The organism is Alteromonas sp. ABH4_457, from assembly GCF_056160625.1.
In genome coordinates this window covers 455,565-477,740 of record NZ_JBSWXN010000002.1, presented here as the reverse complement: position 1 = coordinate 477,740, position 22,176 = coordinate 455,565, and the positions used below count along the sequence as shown (strand labels likewise).

The 22,176-nt window shown below is 49.4% G+C and carries 16 protein-coding genes; 8 read left to right on the top strand and 8 right to left on the bottom strand.

The genetic code is table 11. The annotated features are described in order from the left end of the window. Window positions 1-21 precede the first annotated feature (21 nt). Window positions 22-3,594, top strand: a complete 3,573-nt coding sequence (locus ACXAGR_RS05235; RefSeq protein ID WP_474848553.1) for an FG-GAP-like repeat-containing protein — start codon at window positions 22-24, stop codon at window positions 3,592-3,594. 114 nt (window positions 3,595-3,708) lie between these two features. Here the strand turns inward: ACXAGR_RS05235 and ACXAGR_RS05230 are convergent, their stop codons facing one another. Both ACXAGR_RS05230 and ACXAGR_RS05225 read right to left on the bottom strand, forming a co-directional pair. Beyond that, complete coding sequence (locus tag ACXAGR_RS05230) at window positions 3,709-5,355, bottom strand: sensor histidine kinase (RefSeq protein ID WP_474848551.1); 1,647 nt, start codon at window positions 5,353-5,355, stop codon at window positions 3,709-3,711. Between the two features lie 5 nt (window positions 5,356-5,360). Beyond that, window positions 5,361-6,185, bottom strand: coding sequence for a phosphate/phosphite/phosphonate ABC transporter substrate-binding protein (locus ACXAGR_RS05225; RefSeq protein ID WP_474848549.1), 825 nt, complete (start codon window positions 6,183-6,185; stop codon window positions 5,361-5,363). A 164-nt stretch (window positions 6,186-6,349) separates the two neighbouring features. Between ACXAGR_RS05225 and ppiC the strand changes: the two genes are divergently transcribed. From ppiC to ACXAGR_RS05195, 6 genes are all read left to right on the top strand, one after another. Then, window positions 6,350-6,628, top strand: coding sequence for a peptidylprolyl isomerase PpiC (ppiC, locus tag ACXAGR_RS05220; RefSeq protein WP_070123477.1), 279 nt, complete (start codon window positions 6,350-6,352; stop codon window positions 6,626-6,628). Window positions 6,629-7,206: 578 nt separating this feature from the next. Further along, entirely contained in the window at window positions 7,207-8,358 is a 1,152-nt protein-coding gene (locus ACXAGR_RS05215) for an NAD(P) transhydrogenase subunit alpha (RefSeq protein ID WP_474848547.1), read from the top strand. A 2-nt stretch (window positions 8,359-8,360) separates the two neighbouring features. Then, complete coding sequence (locus tag ACXAGR_RS05210; RefSeq protein WP_119503053.1) at window positions 8,361-8,645, top strand: NAD(P) transhydrogenase subunit alpha part 2; 285 nt, start codon at window positions 8,361-8,363, stop codon at window positions 8,643-8,645. A gap of 12 nt (window positions 8,646-8,657) precedes the next feature. Next, the gene (locus ACXAGR_RS05205) at window positions 8,658-10,046 is read left to right on the top strand and encodes an NAD(P)(+) transhydrogenase (Re/Si-specific) subunit beta (protein ID WP_119503052.1); all 1,389 of its coding nucleotides are present in this window, start codon (window positions 8,658-8,660) and stop codon (window positions 10,044-10,046) included. A 396-nt stretch (window positions 10,047-10,442) separates the two neighbouring features. Beyond that, window positions 10,443-11,129 carry a hypothetical protein gene (locus ACXAGR_RS05200; protein ID WP_474848545.1) on the top strand — a complete coding sequence of 229 codons (687 nt, stop codon included), beginning with the start codon at window positions 10,443-10,445 and terminating at the stop codon, window positions 11,127-11,129. A gap of 232 nt (window positions 11,130-11,361) precedes the next feature. Further along, on the top strand, window positions 11,362-12,546 hold the full coding sequence (locus ACXAGR_RS05195; protein ID WP_474848543.1) for an FAD-dependent oxidoreductase: 1,185 nt from the start codon (window positions 11,362-11,364) through the stop codon (window positions 12,544-12,546). 74 nt (window positions 12,547-12,620) lie between these two features. Here ACXAGR_RS05195 and ACXAGR_RS05190 read toward each other — a convergent pair whose 3' ends face one another. Genes ACXAGR_RS05190 through ACXAGR_RS05180 form a run of 3 tightly spaced genes read right to left on the bottom strand, consistent with a single transcriptional unit; the run spans window position 12,621 to window position 14,957 of the window. Next, a complete protein-coding gene (locus ACXAGR_RS05190) occupies window positions 12,621-13,229 on the bottom strand; it encodes a Crp/Fnr family transcriptional regulator (protein WP_474842014.1) in 609 nt (202 codons plus the stop codon). Next, the gene (locus ACXAGR_RS05185; protein WP_474848541.1) at window positions 13,198-14,121 is read right to left on the bottom strand and encodes a DMT family transporter; all 924 of its coding nucleotides are present in this window, start codon (window positions 14,119-14,121) and stop codon (window positions 13,198-13,200) included. Before ACXAGR_RS05185 ends, ACXAGR_RS05190 begins: the two co-directional genes overlap by 32 nt. Next, the gene (locus ACXAGR_RS05180) at window positions 14,121-14,957 is read right to left on the bottom strand and encodes an arylamine N-acetyltransferase family protein (protein ID WP_474848539.1); all 837 of its coding nucleotides are present in this window, start codon (window positions 14,955-14,957) and stop codon (window positions 14,121-14,123) included. Before ACXAGR_RS05180 ends, ACXAGR_RS05185 begins: the two co-directional genes overlap by 1 nt. Window positions 14,958-15,153: 196 nt before the next feature. Here ACXAGR_RS05180 and ACXAGR_RS05175 point away from each other — a divergent pair, with 196 nt between their 5' ends. Then, window positions 15,154-15,786, top strand: a complete 633-nt coding sequence (locus ACXAGR_RS05175) for a nitroreductase family protein (RefSeq protein ID WP_474848537.1) — start codon at window positions 15,154-15,156, stop codon at window positions 15,784-15,786. Between the two features lie 61 nt (window positions 15,787-15,847). Here ACXAGR_RS05175 and ACXAGR_RS05170 read toward each other — a convergent pair whose 3' ends face one another. From ACXAGR_RS05170 to glpK, 3 genes are all read right to left on the bottom strand, one after another. Then, window positions 15,848-18,247 carry a TonB-dependent receptor domain-containing protein gene (locus ACXAGR_RS05170; RefSeq protein ID WP_474848535.1) on the bottom strand — a complete coding sequence of 800 codons (2,400 nt, stop codon included), beginning with the start codon at window positions 18,245-18,247 and terminating at the stop codon, window positions 15,848-15,850. Window positions 18,248-18,625: 378 nt separating this feature from the next. Then, window positions 18,626-20,224: a M28 family metallopeptidase gene (locus ACXAGR_RS05165; protein WP_474848533.1), complete on the bottom strand. Its 1,599-nt coding sequence runs from the start codon at window positions 20,222-20,224 to the stop codon at window positions 18,626-18,628. 108 nt (window positions 20,225-20,332) lie between these two features. Further along, complete coding sequence (glpK, locus tag ACXAGR_RS05160) at window positions 20,333-21,859, bottom strand: glycerol kinase GlpK (protein WP_474848531.1); 1,527 nt, start codon at window positions 21,857-21,859, stop codon at window positions 20,333-20,335. Window positions 21,860-22,176: the final 317 nt, after the last annotated feature.

The window sequence follows — 22,176 nt, the reverse complement described above, 5'->3', positions numbered from 1 at the left end:
CTAAAGTTCAAGGATGAAAACATGAATAACGTTGTACGTGTCTTTTCTCTTTCTGCGTTGGCGCTGGCTGTGTCTGCATGCGGAGGCGGCGGTGGCTCTGACAGTACTTCCGGCGGTGGCACACAAACGCCTTCAAAAACCCCTGTACAGATCATTTCTGACGCACAATCTCATTCCAAATCACAGTTAACCACAGCTGCAAAAACGCAGGCTGATACCCGTTATAGTGGTGAGTCCGCCAAGGCAGAAATAGATATTGCCCTGGCTCAGCATGTGTACAGTGTATTGTTTGACGACAATATTCTCACCGTGCCCGATATCGGTGAACATGATATTGAAAATGAACTCAGCAGTGACGGTTCAATTAACAGTACTCTTCAGTGTGATGAAAGCGGCACTGTGAAATATACCGGTAAGTTTGATGATAACGGTACCGGTAAGTTGTCCATGGATTTCAGTGACTGTCAGTCTTACTACAACAGCTTTGCGTTGTCCGGAGTGGCGGCGGTTTCTATTGATGTCGTCACCGACAGCAAAATGGAATACACCCTGTATTTCTCCAATCTTAACTGGGAAGACGACGTCCCGGTGTCTATGTCAGGCCTGATCACCTTCAGTGATTCATTTTCAATGCAAACCGGTGTGACGACGTCGGTCAGTGAGCAATACGTGAGTGCTACGGTTGGCGATGAAAGCTATCTGATTGATGCCAGCATGACCACCAAAGATGACTGGGAGTCGCCAGAACTCAGGATTGAAGGCCGTGTCAGTGTGGGGTCTGAAGGTTATGTAGATGTGTCGCTGGATACTGACGAGCTGGATATGCCGTACTTTTACGGCAGTACCGTTGTGTTCAACGACGGTGAAGCACAGCTGAAGTTCTTGCAGGGTATGGTGATGTACACGCAGGATCTCGATAATGACGGCGAGGCGGATGCCGGTAAGTACTTTGAAAGTGTATACGGCTTCGTTACAACACCGGTAAGTGATACTGATTTATATAATCTCACTGAAATCTCTTTAACACCCTATGTAGAGTCGCCTTATCTGCAAAATTCTGAAGGGCTGTCTGTGGCACAGGAAATTGTTGTGCTGCCCGGTAACTATTATGACCTCGATACCCCGGATGAAGATCTGACGGTCAGTTACAACTGGTATCTGAACGGCAGGTTGCTTGAAGGCGTTCACGGTAACACCCTGCCCGCATACTCAGTGACGGTTGATCAGTGGCTTGAAGTGTCCATGGTGGTGTCTGACTCAATCAACACGGTGGAATCCTATCCCATCAGCATCTATGTGGAAGATACTCCTGCGGTTGTTACGGTTAGTAATGTGCCGGAAAACATCCGTGCTGGCGATACCATTACTTTCTCATTATCACTGACCGATGCAGATGTACCTGGTAATGAAAACCTGGCGGCACTGGCGAGCGCACCGGAGGGAGCAACGTTAGCTTCGGATGGTACTGTGACCTGGGTTGTACCGGACAATCAGCTTTTCAGTCAGATGGTGTATTCCTTCGGTGTGAGCAACAGTCAGAACCCGAATGACACCATTGAGGAATACTTTGATGTGACGGTGAACGCTGATGAAGCGCAGCCGTTGTTCCGTTCCGGCGTAGAAGTGCCTCACCGGAATAATTCCCAGTGGGTGGCCGATTTTGATGGCGACGGTAGCAATGAATTGTTGGGAACAGACAATGGCTCACGGGTATTTTTACTGACGCTGGTTGATGGTAAATATCAACAGAAATGGGCATATCCCTACGCGCTGTCTGATGAACAGAATATTCAGCAGGTATTGCCCGCAGATATGGACCAGGACGGTACACCTGAAATTTTAGTTATCACTGAAAAAACCTTCTGGCTGATTGATGATTTAACCAAAGATGCACGGGTTTTACTGGAAACCGACGATTATTTCAGTGAAGCGTTACTGGCTGATACCGACAACGACGGTGTGAATGAACTGATTTATTCTGTTAAGAATGCGGATTACGACGCCAGTGAAACAACCATTTTTGTGAGTGAGTTGGGAAGTGAGTTGGTTACAACACTCAGCTTCAGCACTAACAGCTTCCAGACAATCGCTGCCGGTAACGTGGATGCCGACAGTAATGTAGAGCTGATTATGAACACCGGTCTGGTGTACGACCTGACCACTGGTGCGAATGAATGGTTTTTCGGCTCCGGATTTGGTAGTTCATTTGTTACAGTTGGCGACCTCAACGGGAATGGTATCGATGAGATCATTGGTGCCGGTGCCTGGGATGCGCTTTACGTGTATTCCGCTGTTGATAAATCTCAGCTGGCGTCATTGTCGCTTGACGATACCTGCGATATGCATGCATACAATCTCTACGATGATGCGACAGATGAGATCGTGGTGAGTGATTGTCAGTGGGGCAATGTAACTGCGTACACTCTTAACGGCAGTAATCAGCTGGATACTGTATGGCAAGTCGGGCTGCAGGACCATGGTTCCTCATCGCTTACCATGGGTGATATCGACAACGACGGCAGTGCGGAAATCTTATGGGGTTCGGGCACCAGTAGTTCCGGTGCAGACCGCCTGATCACTGCGGACTACACTGCCGGTGGCGCAACGGTAAAAGAAAATACCACCGGTGTTCAGCTTGACCATTTCTATGCTGCGGGCTGGTCTGAAATCACTTCCGGTGATGAGCGCGCCGTGTTCTTTGTGCCCAGTACTGAAAGCGGTTATGACGGCTCCGTTATCGTTACGCTCACCGGCGATGGCACCATAACTGTGGGTGAAGAGCTGTCTACTAACTGGGACCACAGTACTCAGGCGGTGACAACTGATTTCAATAACGATGGCGCGGGGGATATTTTCCTGCCTCTGACTTCCCTGTATGACGGCGCATTCGGTGCGGTGCAGTTAAGCGATATGTCAGTTCAGTATTCCATTGACGGTGACTACGACAGCACTATCGGCAAGATAATGGCCATAGACGTCAACGGCGACGGCTATGAGGATGCGGTCTATCAGGACGGGTCGGCGATTAAGGTTGTTGACATTCAGAATCAGCTGCTGGTGGCATCGTATACCAGCCCTCAGGGAGTCAGTGATTTTGATGCGGTATTTATTGATGATGTACTGAATCTGGTCGTGACCAGCGGTTACCAACAGGTACAGTTGCTGACGCTGGGAAGTAATGCATTTATCACCGGCAGCTCGTATGACATTGAATGTCCGCAGGTACTGTTTACCGGCGGTGAAAACAGCCGTCAGTTTGTTTGTTCCGGTGGTAACGACGAGGAAATGAACATGCTGGCATTTTCAGACAGTGGTGTGGAACTGGTGGGGGAATACAACTTCCCGTTTGAGATCACCGGTATGATTGTGGACCCTGTTACCCCGTCTAACATTCTGGTGGTAACCGGCGATGACAGCAGTTGGTACAGCTCTCATTCTGTTCTGCGCAGCATCGCAACTAATGGCAATATTGTCTGGTCCGGTCCGAAATTGAACGGCAGAGCAGGCAAAGGTGCGCTGCGTGCCCGACGCTCTGAATCCGGCGATTTAGAAGTTATGCTTGGTACGTCAGCAGGGATGTACTTGATCCACTGATTGATGAGGGCGTTCAGGTGAATTCAGATACCTGTTTTCACCTGAGTTCAGATCATCCCGGCTGTGAGGAAGTTGCCACGGTTATTCCGTGAACCCTGCCGGAGCGCTCCTGCTTTATGCTGCGCCGTAAACAGGTAAGGTCAGCGTAAATTCAGTACCGGTATAGAGCTCGCTTTCAACGCTGAGCATTCCTTCGTGCTCTCTCGCAATTTCATACGAAATGGAAAGGCCCAGGCCAGTACCCGTATCTTCGTCTTTGGTGGTGAAGAAAGGATTGAATATCTTCTGCAAGTTTTCGTCTGAAATCCCGCAGCCATTGTCACGGACGATAAGTTCTACGGTGCCGTTGCTGTTTGCTCTGGTGCGCACTTCCAGCTTACCTCGCCGCCCGGTTTCTTCAATTGCCTGCGCGGCGTTAATCAGCAGGTTGGTAATAACCTGAGAAATTTTGCCAACGTTCATCATAACGCGGGGCAATTGGTCGTAATTAATGTCTACATCGCAGGCATATTTGAGCTTATTGTTCACCAGCGCTAATGTGGTTTTCACACAGTTATTCAAATCAAAAAGTTGCTTCTGATCCGTGTCGATTCTGGAAAATTGTTTAAGGCTGCTGACAATTTCTTCCACTCTCTGTAAACCGTGTTCAGATTCTTTGATGAGATGGGAAACGTCATTGCTTATGAAATCCAGTGACTGGTAAGCCTGAGAATTCTTCAATGCAGCTAACTTTTCCAGTGCAACTTCATTGGCAGGTGCTTGTGTGACTTCCATCAGATCTCTGTAGAGTATTTCAAAACTGGCTAAATACTCTTTCAGCGTGTCGAGATTACTGCTGACAAATCCCACAGGATTATTGATTTCGTGAGCTACACCGGCAGCAAGCTGACCCACTGACGACATCTTTTCTGCCTGAAGTAACTGCTGCTGGGTTTCTTTCAGCGATTTGTTTGACTGTGACAGCTCTTCATTTTTTCTGTTTAATTCATTGGTGCGTTCGCGGACTCTGTATTCCAGAGACTGATTCAGGTTATGTATAGCATTTTCCGCTTCGGCTCTGCGGATGTGCTCTTCTTCAAGATGCGAGATTAAATGATTGAATACTGTTGCCAATTCTTCGAGCTCATCGTTGGTACGCACATTTACTTTAATATCTTCATATTTGTTTTCTTTTGAAGCCTGAATGAGTCTGCGGGCACCCTGTTGAAGAATGTTGATCTGCTTAGTCAGATAACTTCCGAGAAAATAGGAAAACAGCGCAACAAGAACCATTTCAATGACTGCGATGGTATAAGCCCACTGCTGAATGTCGCTCAGCGACGCTTTCACCGCCGCAATATCGATTCCAAGATCAATATAACCGTACAAGGTATCATCAACCATGATCGGGCGGCGGATATCGTAAATCCCGTCACTGGCCAGGCTGACAGACGTATCGGCCTGAAAGTCTGCGTTCAGTGATTGTTCGTTGCCACCTGATGCGAAGACTCTGCCGGAGGTATCAGCTATTTTGACGTAATGAATGTCGGAATCAGTAAGCAGTTCGTTGACATCAGCCTCAATGCCGGCCAGATCGAATGACAAAAATGCGTTTTTAGTTGTTGAATAAAACAGGTTAGCCGTTGTACTCGCGCGCTTTACCACCGCATCGTTAACCAGGTTGGTCAGCAGGTTAAAGGTTGTCGTCAGCAACAGTGCGAGCAATGTTGCCTCTATTAAGGCCACACCCAGTATTGTTTTTAATTTTAATGATATTCGCATAGGAACTACGGGTTCTCTTGCTGCAGTAAGTCTATGTTCAGCGCCCGGACGTCATCCCAGTCTGCAGAAAATGCTTCCGAGAATCCTTTCATTTTGAGACTGTTTAATGCGTCATTGCCTTTTCCGCCTGGCGTCATGGTTGTGAGAACATTCAGTAGTTGTCCGCGAACTTCCTCTGACAGCCGGGGATGCGTCGCTATGGCATGTGGCGTATAGGCCGGGCTTGACCAGAGCACTTTCAGGTTCTCTTTAACGTCGCCGTCTGTGGCTTGCAGAGACCGGAAAATCCCGCCTCCGGCCTTAAAGAATCCCCTCTTTACATTCAGATAGACGGAATCATGGGAATGCACATAAACGGGTGTAAAGTTGATACCTTCTTTTTGCATGGTCGCACGGGGAATAATACTGGCGGCAAAAGCGGCAGGGGCCGGAAAGGCGATTTTGGTGCCATTAAGATCAGACAATTGTGTAAAAGGACTGTCACGCGGCACAACGATGATGCCCTGAATGGTTTGATCTTTCTGGCGGACCAGCGCGCGGTAACCGGGGTTTTTCTGAAAAACGACAAAGTGATAAGGGTTCATGTAAGCAATGTCGTATTTGCCTTCTGACAGTGCTTTTTCAAATGTCGGAATATCTTTCGCGGTTTCAAAGTGAAAAGTGTGTCCGGTCTCAGATCCGATATAGCTGAGCAAAGGTTGCCACGCCTCAGCGAGCTTTTTCGGCGAGTGCTGCGGAACAATGCCCACAGAAAAGGACTCAGCAGCAGCGGAATGTGATATGAGCATTAATAGTATTGCAACGACCCGCCTGACCAACAATTCAGACATATTTTTTCTTCTCCCACCCCGTAACGTCCACTCGTGCCGTCATCACCATCGTCTTTCTGTAATTCTATAACAAAATATGATGATAGGGCATTGTGTGCAGAAATGCCTTTTTCGCCCCGCTTTCGTTATAATTCTCTGCATCACTTTTTATAAGAACATCTGTTATGGCTACCGCATCTGCTCTTCATATTCTGGTTAAGACCGAAAAAGAAGCCCTTTCCATTCTTGAACAACTGAAGAAAGGCAAAGATTTCGCCACACTGGCAAAGAAACACTCAACGTGTCCGTCGGGAAAGCGGGGCGGAGATTTGGGTGAATTTCGCCGCGGACAGATGGTGAAACAATTTGATGACGTAGTGTTTAAAAAAGAAGTGCTTAAAGTGCACGGACCGGTAAAAACAAAGTTCGGGTATCACCTGATCAAAACCTTGTACCGCAGCTGATTTCAATTCAAGGTCTTCCCGAACCGGAAGACTATCCATTCCCTCAGTCGCTATCACATAATAATTGCAGACGCACCATTCATGAGCAAAATGCTGAACCACAGGTGTGCATTTTGTTTGACAGTTGGTTGTTTTTTATTCTCCTCTGATCTGTTTCGTGTCATTTTCCCTGTTTAAAAGTTCCACAATTGAATGCTTTTATTGATTCTGTGAATGAGCATTATCTCGTCAATCATTTCACTTATTGGCAGGATCATAAATAGTCTGTTCACATCATAGACTTAGATATAGTCAAATTTTTATATAGCATAACTTATTGTATTTAATAATTTTCCGTTCTTTAAGCTCAAATTTTTCATTCGATAGTGTGTTTAAAATTTCTAAATATACAGGGAAGTTTGGCTAAACATTCAGCGCTAACTGACCCCTTGTATATTCCTTTTTGATATAAATGTGCATATTGCCACCGGTGGCAATAGATATTAGATTTGGTTAACAATAAAAATTATAAATTAACAATGCGAGCACGCATGTGTTCGGATCATGAGTCTCAGTATCCCGTGCCTGAGGAGAACACATTGAAAGTACTGATATTAAATGAAGGACTCGAACAACAAGGTTACACAGAGAAGCGATGTGCGGTTTCGCCATCCAGTGTGAAGCGAATGGTGAAGCGAGGTATGACCGTGGTCATGCAACAGGGCGCTGGTGTTCTGTCAGGTTATGCGGACACAGAGTTTACTGAAGCTGGTGCTATGGTGGTTGAAGATGCCGGCGCTGCGCTTGAGGAAACGGATGCGTTATTGTGCGTGAATCGTCCTGTCGAAGCGGTATACGCCCGACTGAAACCGTCTGCCCTGGTGATTGGACACATTGACCCCTTTTTCCAGCAGGAACTAGTGGAATCACTGGCGGCGAAAAAACTGACCACTTTGTCGGTAGAAATGATCCCGCGTTCTTCCCGCGCCCAGAAAATGGATGCGCTGAGTTCGCAGGCGAGTCTGGCTGGCTATGTCATGGTGATGCAGGCTGCTACGCATCTGCCGGGCATTCTGCCAATGATGATGACGCCTTCGGGCACCATCAAGCCGGCGAAAGTTTACATTATCGGTGCCGGCGTTGCCGGTCTGCAGGCCATTGCAACTGCAAAGCGCTTAGGTGCCAACGTACTGGCATACGATACGCGCCCGGTGGTAGCCGAGCAGGTTGAGTCGCTGGGCGGTAAGTTCCTGAAAATTGATTTGGGTGAAACCGGCCAGACGAAAGACGGCTATGCCAAAGAGCTCACTGAAGAACAAAAGCAGAAGCAGCAGGATGCCCAGCGCGATGCCATTGCTGATTCTGACATTGTGATTACCACAGCGCAGTTGTTCGGACGCCGTCCGCCGCAGTTGATCAGCAAAGATACCCTTGCGCTGATGCGTCCGGGTAGCGTGGTTGTCGATATGGCTGCCACATCCGGTGGCAACGTGGAAGGCTCTGAAGCCGGTAAAGTGGTGACCGTGAACGGTGTCACTGTTATTGGTACCGGCAACTGGAGTCAGGCTGTGGCGAAAGATGCCACCGACATGTATGCCAACAATGTGTACAACCTGCTGGATGAATTTTTTGATGATGAATCGAAGCAATTCAACCTTAATCTTGAGGATGAGATCCTGGCAGGCTGCGTGATCACCCACGACGGGCAAATCACCAACGACATGCTTAAAAACGCTTATCAGGGGGCCTGATCATGGAAAATATCTATTTGATTTTTATTGTGCTGCTGGCGGCATTTTTAGGCTTCGAGCTTATCCGTAAAGTACCGGCTACGTTGCATACGCCGCTGATGTCGGGCTCTAACGCAATTTCAGGTATTACCCTGGTTGGCGCGCTGGTGGCTTCCGGTGCAGATAACGACGTGCTTACCACTGTGCTGGGTACCGCTGCGGTGGCACTGGCAAGCATTAACGTGGTGGGGGGTTACCTGGTAACCGACCGCATGCTTGGCATGTTTAAAAAGAAAGACAAGAAGTAAGGGGTCAGGAAGATGGAATCTGTAGCATTGATTATCAATCTGGCTTACGTACTGGCTGCCGGACTGTTTATTACCGGACTTAAATTACTGAGTCATCCTTCTACTGCCAGAAAAGGTAACCTGGTGTCTGCGGTGGGTATGCTGGTGGCGGTGGTGGTGACACTGCTTGATCACCAAATCATTTCGTACCACTGGATATTACTGGGCTTTGTGATTGGCGGCGCTTATGGTGCCTGGAAAGCAAAGTCGGTAGAAATGACGCAAATGCCGGAAATGGTGTCGTTATTTAACGGCTTCGGTGGTCTGGCATCGCTGTTGCTGGGCTGGGCGACCATCAGCCAGCTGGCCACGTTTGGCTTCATGGGGGCCACGCACTTTGTGCTGATTACGGTGATCCTCACGATTCTGATCGGTGGTGTTACGTTCTCCGGCTCGGTGATTGCCTGGGGCAAGCTGTCTGGCCGTATGGGCGCCAAAGCGGTTATTTTCACCGGTTTGCGTGAACTCAGTATTGCTCATCTGATTGGCTTTGTGGTGGTAGGTTATTTGTTCGTTACCGATCCGACAAATCTGATGTGGTTGTACGTGACTATCGCACTGGCGCTAAGCTTTGGTGTACTGGCGACCATTTCAATTGGTGGTGCCGACATGCCGGTGGTGATTGCATTGTTAAACAGCTACTCGGGTGTGGCAGCATCTGCGGCTGGTCTGGCCGTGGGCAACACGATTCTGATTGTTACCGGTCTGCTGGTTGGTGCATCGGGTCTGATCCTCACTAACATCATGTGTAAGGCGATGAACCGCTCGCTAATGAATGTACTGCTGTCAGGCTTCTCTAAGCCTGTGGAAGCGGCAGAGAAAATCGAAGGCGAAGTGAAAATCATGGCGGCGCAGGATGCATTCTATGTATTAGAAGCGGCTCAGGCTGTGCTGGTGATTCCGGGTTATGGTATGGCGGTTGCTCAGGCGCAACACGCGGTACGTGAACTGCAAACCTTGCTGGAAGAAAACGGCTGTACGGTGGAATACGCTATTCACCCTGTGGCGGGCCGGATGCCTGGTCACATGAACGTACTGCTGGCAGAAGCGGATGTGCCTTACGATCAGCTGTATGAAATGGATGATGTGAATCCGCGTATGGAAAACTACGACGTCGCGATTGTTATTGGTGCTAATGACGTAGTAAACCCTGCTGCGAAAGAGATGAAAGGCAGCCCGATTTACGGCATGCCGGTAATCGAAGCTTATCGCGCAAAAACTGTGTTTGTACTGAAACGTTCAGCCAACGCTGGCTTTGCCGGCGTCGACAACCCGCTGTTCTTCAAAGACAACACAAGAATGGTACTGGGTGACGCCAAAGACACCATCAACACCATCATCCGCGAATTCGGCGACGACTAAACGCTTTCGTGCGAAGGGCTGCTTTCCTTCGGAACACGCCGTAAACACATCCATGTGGGCTCGGCTGCCGCATCCCTGCGGCAGACGGTTCCGAATGAAAGCAGCCCTTCGCCCTGCGCGTTTAGGTTGTTAACAAACACGCTTTAAACTTATCCATGGGAGCTCGGCAGCCGCGTCCCTCCGGCAGACGGTTTGGAAACGGAAGAGACCTAACCGCTGTCGGCGCACACTTTCGTCTTGCAGCCACCAAACACGCTGTAAACCCATCCCCGGCTCACTTCTCCTCATCAACTTCCCGTGAATATTGTAAGAAACGCGTAAGTCCTGAGATTCCTGCGCTGAATAGCGGTCAATGAAATAACACCGTGACATTGTTCAGAACTGGCAGGGGGCGAGATGATTATTTCTCACAAGTACCGCTTTATCTTTATCAAAACCCGTAAGACGGCGGGGAGAAGTATTGAAACTTATTTATCCTCTTTGTGTGATTGCCGTGATGTGTTTACGCCGGTTTTCCCGCCTGAACCGGGCCACCGGCCGCGTAATTATAAACGTCGCTGGGATATCCGGTCTGAGCTGGGTGCTGCCGGGTACGCCGGTAAAGTGCAGGCTGTGCTGGACTGGCTTGGGAAGCGTCCTTTCCGGAATCACTCTACGGCAGCGGAGATTAAAGCCAGGGTTAATCCGGAAATCTGGCGGGAATACACGACGTTCTGTGTAGACAGAAACCCCTGGGAGAAAACGGTATCGCACTACAATACCTGCAGGCATTACCGGAATCCGCCGGGCGACTTTGAAGATTACTTGTCACGGGCAGAATACTGTTTTAACTACCCCAGCTATTGTGACCGTTCCGGGAATGTGCTGGTCGACAGGGTGTTGCATTATGAAAACCTGGAAGATGAACTGGCGGATCTGTTTGCCGCTCTGGGTGTGCCTTTCAGAAGGGGCGTGATTACTAACGCCGGCAGGATAGTCCGGCAGAGCAAACCGGATTACCGGGAGGTATATACGGACAAACAGAAGGCCTTGATTGAGCGTGTATTTTCGCGGGAAATCGTATTGAACGGTTACCGGTTTTGATTTCCACTGCCGGCAATAAGCTTAAGGTTCGCAGTCATTGCGTCTGGTGGAGACGCGGTTTAATGCTCTGATTATCGTCATTTACCGGACATTCAGGGCAAAAGTATTGCATGTTATTTAATCAAAGAGATATGCTGGCATTTAAGCTGGCAAAGAACAGCATGCTCTGAAATTCAGATATATTTCAATTCATTATCAATCTATCCCCGGGACACGTTAATTTGGAGCAGCTATGCAAAGAAGACGTTTTCTACAGGGATCTGCGGGTTTAGCATCAAGTGTTGCGCTTGGCGCATGTGTTTCGTCCTCCCAATCTTCATCAGGTAAATTACACACCGGCTTACCGGTACAAATGCCACCACTTAAGCGCATTGAAGCTCGTCCTGACCGCATTATCACTATGAATGTGTGCACCCGGCCATTCCGCGCTCAGGGACCGAGAATTGAACTTGAAAAGGCGGGTGCAAAGTCCATTGTTCATAACTACGGGCACGGCGGCAGTGGCTGGTCACTGTCCTGGGGGACTGCTGTACTGGCGGAATCCCTGGTCGCTGAGGCAATGAACAAAGAAATTGCGGTTATCGGCTGTGGTGCGATTGGCTTAACCACCGCGATCCAATGTCAGCGTGCGGGCTACAAGGTTAAAATCTACGCTAAAGAGCGTCCCCCTTATGTGCGCTCGTCATTTGCAACGGGGATCTGGTCGCCGGACTCCCGCATTGTTGATTTAGCTCATTCGGATTCGTTTGCACAAAAATGGGAAATGATGGCAAGAATTTCCTTTCGCCGGTACCAGACCTTATTAGGGCTCACAGGTACGCCGGTGGAATGGACGACTATATTCCGTGCATCAGATACGCCATTTTCAGAAACGGGGCACTACGAGGCGAAAGGTGAGCCTGCGTATCCGACTTTTGAACGGGATCTCATTGGTGATATTACGCCCCGCTCATGGGATATCCCGGCGCATATGAATCCGTTCCCGGTACCTTACGTACGCCGTTACCCGTTACTGATGTTTAATATCAGCGAGTATTCACGGGTACTGATGGGCGAGTTTATTCAAAATGGGGGTGAAATTGTGACGCGGGAACTGACCAGCCCGTCTGACTTTGCCAACTTCGATGAGAATACGCTGGTAAATTGCACAGGTTTCGGTGCCAGGGCCCTGTTGGGTGATGACAGTATCACGCCGGTCCGGGGACAAACCTGTAAGCTGATCCCGCAGCCGGAAGTGAAGTACGGCATTCAGTATTTCAATAAGCATGTATCTGTTTATCCGCGGCGCGACGGCTTACTGGTGCAGGCGGGTGGTGATCACGACTTTGGTAATCCGGCAGCCAATATCGATCCTGAAGAGTCGCTGAGCGCAGTGGCGCGCCTTGCAGATTTCATCGCCGCCATGAAGACGGTGTAATCTTCTCCCGTTGTCCGGAGAGAGTTCAAAGAGAGCGTAACGGCGAAGGGCAGCAGGTGGCAACTTCACCGTTGTCAGAAGGTTTTCTCAGGGGATTCACTGTCATTCAATCTGGCGCGGATGCGGCTTAATGCTACCGCCGTTATTCCCAGATAAGACGCAATTTGTTGTTTGGTGAGTACGGTGTTCAGCTCGGGAAAATCGCTGCAAAAAGTCACGTAGCGGTGTGTTGCTGAGTGCTTCACCATCATGCTTTCTTTTTCTTCCTTACTGATAAAAATATCGGTAAGGAACAGCGCATAAGCCTGCATAAACGCCAGGTTATTCTTCATACTTTCAAAGAAAGATGGCCAGTGAAACGAAATGGCCACAGAGTCCTGCAGTGCTTCTATGGAAAATTGAGCCGGTAAACCCATTGTCATTGCGCGGGTCGAACCAACGATTCTGGGAGCTTTAGCCAGCGTCTGGGTATACTCCTTTCCCTCCTCTGACACACTGTAATAACGCACCAGGCCGGTGTTAAGAAAATAAACTCTGGTTGAACAGTCACCTTGTCTGAATAAGGTTTCACCTTTGGGAAGTACATGTACTTCCGGCGTTAAGTTTAAGCCCGACCAGTCTATGCCGGACTGATAACGTCCAAAGAAATCCTCAAGCTGTTTTTTCAGGCATGCTTTGTCCATTTACGGCTCCCTTATGATTAAAACCGTTGTCGATCAGCACTAACGCAATGACAACCAGGCTACTGCCAGCAACAAATCCCGGTGATAAAAATAACGCTGCCGGTGCGTTGATATTTTCATAGCAGGCCACCCAGACCGGAATGGTATAACTGATCCCGAGCAGACACCGCGCACCGCCCTGCGCCACAATACGCTGTTGCAGTACAAACGTTAAGAGCGTGGTAGCGATAGTAAGGTAACTAATCATCTGCCAGAAGGTGACGGCTTGCCATTGCACCTGAGACAAGCCTCCGGCAAGCAGTGTGAAGGGTAACAACCATAAGGTGCCGGCGAACATGATACGGTATGCGCCGCCAAATGCGGTGTACTGACCAAACCAACGCTGTACAGAGACAACATGTATTGCGAGCAGAATACATCCTGCCAGATAAATCATATCCCCTGAATGCCATACCAGTCCGCCGTTGCGTGTAGACAGCAATACGATAATAGCGCCGGCTGCGCCGCAAAGGTAGCCGAACCACTGACGGGAGGTGGTACGGATGGAAAAAAAGAGTCCGGTAAGTGCGCCGAGAAACGGAACGAAGGTGTACATCACCGATGTGTTCAAGGATGTTGTGGTCTTCAAAGCGGTAAACAGGCAAACAAAGAATCCGGTCAGACTCCCGCTGACCAGGGCTAGTTGCGCACCCGCTTTCATTGACGAAATTAACGGGGCGGGATGACTTCTGCGACCGGCAATATAAAACGGGGTCATTATGAGTAAGGCCAGCAGAAACCGCAGAAATGTCACCGGTAGTGGTGAGGCATAAGCGGTCACCTGTGCAGAGACAACAAAAGAGGATGCCATCAACCACGACCAGAGAATAGCCGGAAGCAACGGAGACTTCATCAGGATTGCTCCGGTGCAGCGGGTTGCCCGTCCTGATGTAAATGCGGTTGCACATAGCGCTCAAACAAAAAGTGGCATATTGCGGTATCCACCGGCAGTATGAAAACACGCTGCAGCATGTGGGTGAGTTGCTCTGCTGATGTCACCCGGGTTTCTTCTTGTCGCCCCTGATATGTGCTGGTGAGGGTATGATTAATCAGCGCATGAGTTTGATCAGGTTTGTTGATACTGACCACTAAATTATTGACAAAAACAGCCTGCGGATGGGCGATGGAATATAAGTGGCCAGCGGTGCAATCCGCTTCCGAATAGACGGCGAAGTCAATACGGTAGAGCACGAAGGGGCAGCCTTCTTTAATCAACACCACGTCGTATTCTCCGTTGGGGAGTGGTTTAATAGTGTATTGCCTGTTTCCGGCCTGCTGAATACCCTGTTCACTCAATTTAAGTGGCGCCTGAGGAACGGACGCTCCGAATCCGCAGTCAATCAGATAGTCTTCACCGTCGAGGGTTACCAGTGTTACCCGGTGAGTACGGGGTACATCGCGGACATGATTATTGAAGACGCGTCCCATCACCAGCCGGGTGTCGTAACCGAGCGAATCCAGACAATGCATAACCAGTTTATTGTGCTCAAAGCAGAAGCCGCCGGCTTTACGTGTCACCAGTTTGTGGAGAATGGCGCTGAGCTCCAGTGACAAAGTCTCGCGGAGCAACACACCAGTATTGTTAAACGAATAAGTGGCGACGTGACGTTCAACCAGTTTATTGAGGAAATCAACATCCGGCGTTTCCGGCGGGGTTAAACTGAGTTGTGAAAGATAGACATCGAACATTGTGAAGTACCTGTTTAAAGAGAGTAAGCGGTACTCTAAGGTATCGTTCAGATGATGAAATTAACCGGTGTTAAGTGTAACGAAATAAACACGGCAGCCATTCAGAACAAATTTCTGTGTTTTTAACTAATGTTAATTTCATCTTGTCGCTAACCGGTTAAAGTAGCCCCATCATCTACTTTACGGAGACACACCTGTGAGCTTAATTCCTGCACTTTCCCAACGCTTTTCGTTAAAACAATTCTCGTCACAAAAAGTCAGTGATGAAGACATCAACGGTATGACTGAAGCGGCCCGTCTGTCGGTGTCTGCTTTTGGCCTGCAACCTTACCGTCTTATCGTGATTGACGACAGAGACACGCTGAATGCACTGGCGGCGCACACCTTTGGTCAGACTCAGCTGCCAAGCTGTTCTCATTTGTTTATTTTTGCCAACGAAACTGAGATTACTGACAAAACGGTGGATGCATACTTTGACCGCATTTATTCTCAGACCAGCGCGGTAGCAGGTAGTCAGGCGGGCTACGCCGATTATATTAAGTCTTATTATGCGGGTCAGACACCTGAGCAAAAGGTACAGGTAGCACAGCAGCAAGCTTTCATCGCACTGGGTTCGCTGATTGCTGAAGGAGCGCTTCGTGGTGTGGACACATGCCCGATGACAGGATTTAGTCCTGCCGGAATTAACAAGGCACTGGGGCTCACTGAGCGCGGACTGAATGCCTGTGTCATATGCGCGGCCGGTTACCGCCTTGAAGATGCTGTGGTGCCTGAGAAGGTCCGGGTGCCGGCAGATGAATTTACGCTGCGCGGTTTAGAAGCCGTTTAAAAAAGAATAGCCGGTATCGAAGGATACCGGCCATGTTGTTTTACGTTAGTGATGTTTTACATCAGAACTTCACGTTAACGCCTACCCACAGGTTACGGGCGCGGTCTTTGATGTTGTAGTCGTCGAGGAATACGACTTCACTTACCACACCACGACCTGTGAGATACTCGTAACTGCCGTCACCATTCAAATCGTTGTATTCAGTGGTGTAAGACGTGAAATCTTCGTCCAGCAGGTTGTTGATACGGGCATTAACCGACACGTATTCAGTAATACGGTAACGGGCACCCAGCGTCATCAGCTGATAGTTTTTGTAGTACAGCGGCTTATCCAGTGTGCTGTCCCAGCCACGGTAGCGGTCTGAACGGATTTGCGACTGCAGATAAACACTGAAGTCTTCGGTCATATCCCAGTTTACGGTAATGTTCGCCATGTGCTCTGCAGTGTTGGTCAGTGGCTGACCGGCTTCAGGACCACTTTTCTGTTCGCTGTCAGTCCAGGTGTAGTTAGCGGTAACGAACCACTCCGGGCTGATCTGTACGCGGCCGGCCATTTCAATACCTTGCAAATCAACTTTATCAATGTTGATTTTCTGGCTGTAAGTCTGATAACCCAGCTGGTCGTAATCACCTAAGTTAACACAAGGGCGCACGCCGCCGGTGACTTCACAGCTGTAAACCGTATCACCGCTGGCAATTTTGTCTTCAAACTGTGTATTGAAGTAAGTCAGGTTGAAGTTATGGCCTGCATCGCTGTTCCAGTAAACAGCAATTTCACTGTTTACACTGGTTTCAGGTTGTAAGTCAGGGTTACCTGCGAACGGTGAGGTACCCTGGCCACCGAAACCGGTGATACCGTCGTAAAGATCTGTGGTGTTCGGCGTTTTATAACCGGTGCTCACACCACCTTTAACGGTCCAGTTATCATTGAAGGTGTAAACCGCATAAATACGCGGAGAAACCTGACTGCCAAAGACGTCATGCTCGTCATAACGGGCACCGGCCGTCAGTGTCAGATAGTCATTCGGGCTCCAGTTGTCTTCTGCAAACAACGACCACATCTTTTGTTCCTGAACACCACCGGCATTGCTGTCTTCCAGGCCGAATACGCCGTCCAGCAGTTCCCCGTCGATTACCTGACCGCCAAGCACGATATTGTGGTCGCCCATAACATCTGTCACAGGAATATCGACGCGCACATCAAGCGTATACTGGCTGCTTTCCAGCGGACGCTCCGGACGCGGCAGGAAAGTGTCTTCTGCCAGAGCTTTACGCTCTTCTTCCGTCATGCCTTCGTAAGCACCTGTACCGTCATACATTTCCTGCAGTAATAAACGTTCTGCTACGCTCAACGGTAACGTACGGCCATCGTTTGTCGTGTCTACGTGAGACAAGGCCACCATTGATGAGAAGCCGTCAAACTGGCCCTGGTGAGTCACCGACCACCACTCACGGTTGAACTCCTGATCCGCAGCGTAACCGGCGCGGGGATTAACCACACCACGGCGGTCTGCCCAGATAGACTCGATGTTATCTTTGGTACCCAGAGGATAAGAAATTTCACCGGTATCGATGTTGTAAGTCGGGGTGTTGTCGTAGGTTTGATTCGAGTTGTCGTAATCAAACTTGAAGCTCTGGTTTTCAAACGGTGTGAAGAAAAGTGTAAAACCAAACTGTTTGCTGTCGCTGTCTACGGTTTTACCGCCGCTGCCGAAGCCCAGTTCACGAATATGGATATCGCCGTTAGGGTCCACATCAGGTGCAAATTCAGGGTTGGATGCCTGACGCTCGTACATGCTGCCCCGTACACCCAGTGTCAGCAAATCTTTGATTAGCGGGCCTTGTGCAAAAAAGTCAGTGGTGATGTCGTCACCGAACTGATCGTCAGTCTGAATGCTGCGACCAAAGTTGATAGAGCCGGTCCAGTCTTCAGAGCGCTTTTTGGTGATGACGTTGATTACGCCGCCCAGTGCATCGGCACCGTAAAGAGTAGAAGCCGGACCACGGATCACTTCAATCCGCTCAATTGCTTCCATTGGTGGTACGTGACCGAACGCGTTACCGCCAAAGTTATTCGGGTAGATGTCACCGTGGTTGTTCATACGAACGCCGTCAATAAGCAGCAGCGTATATTCGCCGGTAAGACCACGCATACTGACTGTGCCCTGGCCAGTTTTGTCGCGGGTCGTACCGATGTCGATACCTTCCTGAAATTGTACGGCATCCAGCAGTGTAATGAACTGACGGGACTGTAAGTCTTCCTGAGAAATAACTGAAATACTGGCCGGTGCTTCTGTCAGTTTTTGTTCGAAGCCGGTCGCTGAAATAACAATGTGTTCGATATCGCTGCCGTCCGGTGTAGCCGGCGCTTCATCCTGTGCAAAAGAAGCTGTATGAAAAAAAGAGGCAATGATGGCAGAGGCGAGCAGGGTGTAACGTGTTTTCACAGTTCCAGGTTTCATTGAGTCATATCCCGATTGGCGGTAAATAAATAATCCGTAATATAAAAATCGGGACGGAGTCTACCAAAGTGATTATCTAAATGCGAAATATTATTATTCGCCTTTAGTCTAGTGCTTTTACGTATCTTTGCGTTTCTTTGCACTAAGGCCAGCTTTTTCGTACAAAACGTACCAGATAAAAGCTTGCTGATACGATCAAAAATATATGTAAATCAAACGGCTAATGTGAAGTGTGGAGAGTGCGAACTTTTGGCGGCGAAAGATCTTTAGTGAAGGCGTTATCCGGCAAAGATTACCGGCAGGAGGTAGTTAAGCGTGGATTAGGGAAGATAGACAGGCGCTCAGGGTATCACCGTAAGCGCCTGTGATAAGGCCAGGTTATTTTTTAGACGCTTCCCGTGCTGCTTTAAAGTCGGACTCACCGGTCCATTCCGGCCAGTCGCCGTTATTCGCCAGTTGCGCCATGATTTGACCAATCAAATCCAAATCCTGCTCTACGCCACCTAAATCCCATTCCGGCAGGTAATCGTCGGCTGCTTTGTGATAGCGCTGTGCAATAAACGACGGATCAGTGTCTCCCAGACTCATAAACAGGTAAGACGGAATGCCCTGTTTTGCCGCGGCAAAGTGATCTGAACGGAAGAACAAACCATTTTGCGGACGGGGATCCGGTTTCACGAAACGGCCCTGCGATTTGGCTACTTTCGCCACATAATCTTCCAGTTCAGACAACCCTTCGCCGTACTGAAGAATATAGTCGGTGGCTTTATTCACGTTCATGCCGTCAATGTTCAGAAAGGCCACAATATTTTCAGCAGGCACCGGCGGATTCAGTGAAAAGTGCTCAGCCCCAATCAGGCCGGTTTCTTCGGCAGTAAACGCGCCGAACATCATGGTTCTGGCATTAGGACGTTTCTCGCTCATTCCTTTCATTACGCGGGCCAGGCTCAATACACCGGCAACACCTGAAGCATTGTCTACGGCACCGTTTAAGATCACTTCCTTGCCATTTTCAGTGCCTTTTCCTAAACCATCCCAGTGTGCGTGCAGAGCAACCCACTCATCCGGTGTAGTGTGTCCGGGCAGGATACCGGCAACATTCTGCGACTCCGCCATTTCGAATGTGCTGTGCAGTTTGAGCGTGGCTTTAGCATTTAAATCTACGGCTTTGAAACCCGGTGCTGAAGCTTTTGCTTTCATTTCCCGGTAGTTAAGTCCCGCTGCTTCAAATACTTTTTCCGCAGCACGCAGATGCATCCAGCCCATCACACCCACTTTTGACTGGTTATTGTTGTCATCAATTAACGAGTATTTGGTGGTGGTGCCGCCAGCCTGCACAACTCCCCAGCCATAACCCGCCGGCATGGTTTCATGCACTATAAATACGGCTTCAGCACCCTGGCGGGCAGCCTCTTCGTACTTGTATGTCCAGCGGCCATAGTAGGTCATGGCATTACCGTTAAAGAAGTCTTTGCGTTGTGAGGCGAAACCGGGGTCATTAACCAGCACGATAACGGTTTTGCCTTTTACATCAACGTCCGCGTAGTCATTCCAGTGGTATTCCGGCGCGTTAATACCGTATCCCACAAACACAACGTCGTCATTCAGCGTGATATCAGCAGATATGCGCTCGGTACGGGCCACAAATTCAGCCCCGTTTTCGAAAGACTGATCGCCGATGGTCAGTGTCATATCCTGGTCAGCACTGATTTTCGCCAGCGGAACCTTCTGAATATAACTGTCGCCGAATGCCGGAGCCAGCCCGATATTCTTAAACTGTGTGACCAGATAGTCGATGGTTTTTTGCTCACCGGCAGAAAGCGGTGCGCGGCCTTCAAAGGCATCGCTGGCCAGAATTTTTACATCTTCACGATATTTATTCAGATTCACCGCTTCACCCACAGGTGAAACCGGTGTGGCGGCAAAAGCGCCGGTGGCAGTGAGAAGTGCACTGCCGAAAAAAAGCTGTTTTAACATGATTCCCGGAAATATTGTCTTTATAAGAGGAGATGAACACTACGCAAATCCCCTGTTTTGTACAAGCAGGAACAGGCTAACGGAGCAATGGTATAGACAAATGTTTATTTATTCCGATAGCACACTCTCTGCTTCTGCCATCATCAGCGTGGCTTTCACCGCTGCCTGCCAGCGGGCTTTACGTTTTACTCTCAAGGCATTGTCCGCCGCAGGCGTAAATGCAGAATCGCAGGGGTTCATACCTGCAAATGCATGTAAATCTGATTGCCACCCGGCTTGCAGGGCGGCCAGAAATGCGGCACCCAGCGCAGTGGTCTCCATGATTTCAGGCCGGTTCACCGGAATGTCCAGCGTGTCGGCAAGAAACTGACAGAACCAGCTGTTTTGTACCATGCCACCATCCACGTTTATTGCCGTCGTGCATATGCCGTCACTGTGTATCGCGTCAACCAGATCCTGTGTCTGGTAAGCCACGGATTCCAGCGTAGCGCGAACAATATGGGCATCGGTGGAACCACGGGTTAAACCGTAAATCGCGCCCCGCGCCATCGGCTCCCAGTAAGGTGCGCCCAGGCCGGTAAACGCCGGTACCACAACAACCTGATGGTCATCTTCTACCTGACTGGCCAGTGCTTCTGAGTCTGCCGCATGCTCAAGAATACAGAGACTGTCCCGAAGCCATTGCACCGCCGCGCCAGCCACAAAGATTGACCCTTCCATGGCATAACAGGCTTTACCGTTAATGGTGTAGGCTACGGTAGTCAGTAAATTCTGGCCAGAAAATACCGGTGAATCGCCTGAATTCACCAGCGCGAAACATCCGGTGCCGAAGGTTGTTTTTGCTTCACCGGCCTGAAAACAACCCTGACCAATCAGCGCAGCCTGCTGATCGCCCGCCACGCCATAAACCGGCACTGCACAGCCGAACATGCTTTCATCAAGACAGCCAAAATCACCGGCGCAATCTTTTACTTCGGGAAGCATAGAAGCGGGCACACCGAATAAATCCAGTAATTCGTTATCCCAGGTCAGAGTATTGATATTAAAAAGGTTTGTGCGACTGGCGTTGGTAGTATCGGTAAGGTGGTGTTTTCCGCCGGTTAAACGCCAGATAAGGAAGCTGTCTATGGTGCCAAAAGCCAGTTCGCCCTTATCTGCTTTTTGCTGTGCACCCTCCACGTTATCCAGAACCCAGCGGATTTTGGTGGCAGAAAAATAAGGGTCACAGCGAAGGCCCGTGCGCTGATGCAGCCATTCTTCTTTGTCTTTCATTTTATTGCATTGGGATGCTGTGCGCCGGTCCTGCCATACAATGGCCGAATATATCGCTTCTCCGGTTTGTCTGTCCCATACCACGGTGGTTTCCCGCTGATTCACCAGGCCAATACCGGCAACGTGATAGCCTTCCTTGTCACTGAACGTCAGTGCTTCTTTCACAGTACTCAGCGTGGTTTGCCAGATATCTTCCGGATTGTGCTCGACCCAGCCCGGTTTCGGATAATGTTGAGGGTATTCTTCCTGCGCCGTGAAGACCGGTGAAAATTGCCCGTCAAACACGATTGTGCGGGTGGATGTGGTGCCCTGATCAATGGTTAAAATGGCGGGGCGTTGCGGATTAACTGCAGGGGCACTCATGCTACTTTCCTCTTGTTATGTCTGACAGGCTTACGCTGAGCCTTTTCTATAACAATAGCTTACGGATGAGAACGGGAAAGCGATTTTTCTTAACATTTGCGCTTCAGAGAAATGTCGGTATGGTGAGAGACCGGCAGTTTGTTTTTTGGTCTGCAGCCAGTGTGCTTTGCCTCATAATGCCAGTGAATAGATATTCGTTTTTTGTGACATAAAATTATGACGATTTTCATAGCACTGACTTGCAAGACGATTATAATGGCGCTCCAAAATATGACGAATAATCCACAACTCGCCTTGTCCAGTATCTGAGACAGGGC

Bases quoted from the DNA above. Each gene is read 5' to 3' on its own strand.
- ACXAGR_RS05235 (WP_474848553.1), top strand. From the start codon at position 22: ATGAATAACGTTGTACGTGTCTTTTCTCTTTCTGCGTTGGCGCTGGCT.
- ACXAGR_RS05230 (WP_474848551.1), bottom strand. From the start codon at position 5,355: ATGCGAATATCATTAAAATTAAAAACAATACTGGGTGTGGCCTTAATA.
- ACXAGR_RS05225 (WP_474848549.1), bottom strand. From the start codon at position 6,185: ATGTCTGAATTGTTGGTCAGGCGGGTCGTTGCAATACTATTAATGCTC.
- ppiC (WP_070123477.1), top strand. From the start codon at position 6,350: ATGGCTACCGCATCTGCTCTTCATATTCTGGTTAAGACCGAAAAAGAA.
- ACXAGR_RS05210 (WP_119503053.1), top strand. From the start codon at position 8,361: ATGGAAAATATCTATTTGATTTTTATTGTGCTGCTGGCGGCATTTTTA.
- ACXAGR_RS05205 (WP_119503052.1), top strand. From the start codon at position 8,658: ATGGAATCTGTAGCATTGATTATCAATCTGGCTTACGTACTGGCTGCC.
- ACXAGR_RS05200 (WP_474848545.1), top strand. From the start codon at position 10,443: ATGATTATTTCTCACAAGTACCGCTTTATCTTTATCAAAACCCGTAAG.
- ACXAGR_RS05195 (WP_474848543.1), top strand. From the start codon at position 11,362: ATGCAAAGAAGACGTTTTCTACAGGGATCTGCGGGTTTAGCATCAAGT.
- ACXAGR_RS05190 (WP_474842014.1), bottom strand. From the start codon at position 13,229: ATGGACAAAGCATGCCTGAAAAAACAGCTTGAGGATTTCTTTGGACGT.
- ACXAGR_RS05185 (WP_474848541.1), bottom strand. From the start codon at position 14,121: ATGAAGTCTCCGTTGCTTCCGGCTATTCTCTGGTCGTGGTTGATGGCA.
- ACXAGR_RS05180 (WP_474848539.1), bottom strand. From the start codon at position 14,957: ATGTTCGATGTCTATCTTTCACAACTCAGTTTAACCCCGCCGGAAACG.
- ACXAGR_RS05170 (WP_474848535.1), bottom strand. From the start codon at position 18,247: ATGAAACCTGGAACTGTGAAAACACGTTACACCCTGCTCGCCTCTGCC.
- ACXAGR_RS05165 (WP_474848533.1), bottom strand. From the start codon at position 20,224: ATGTTAAAACAGCTTTTTTTCGGCAGTGCACTTCTCACTGCCACCGGC.
- glpK (WP_474848531.1), bottom strand. From the start codon at position 21,859: ATGAGTGCCCCTGCAGTTAATCCGCAACGCCCCGCCATTTTAACCATT.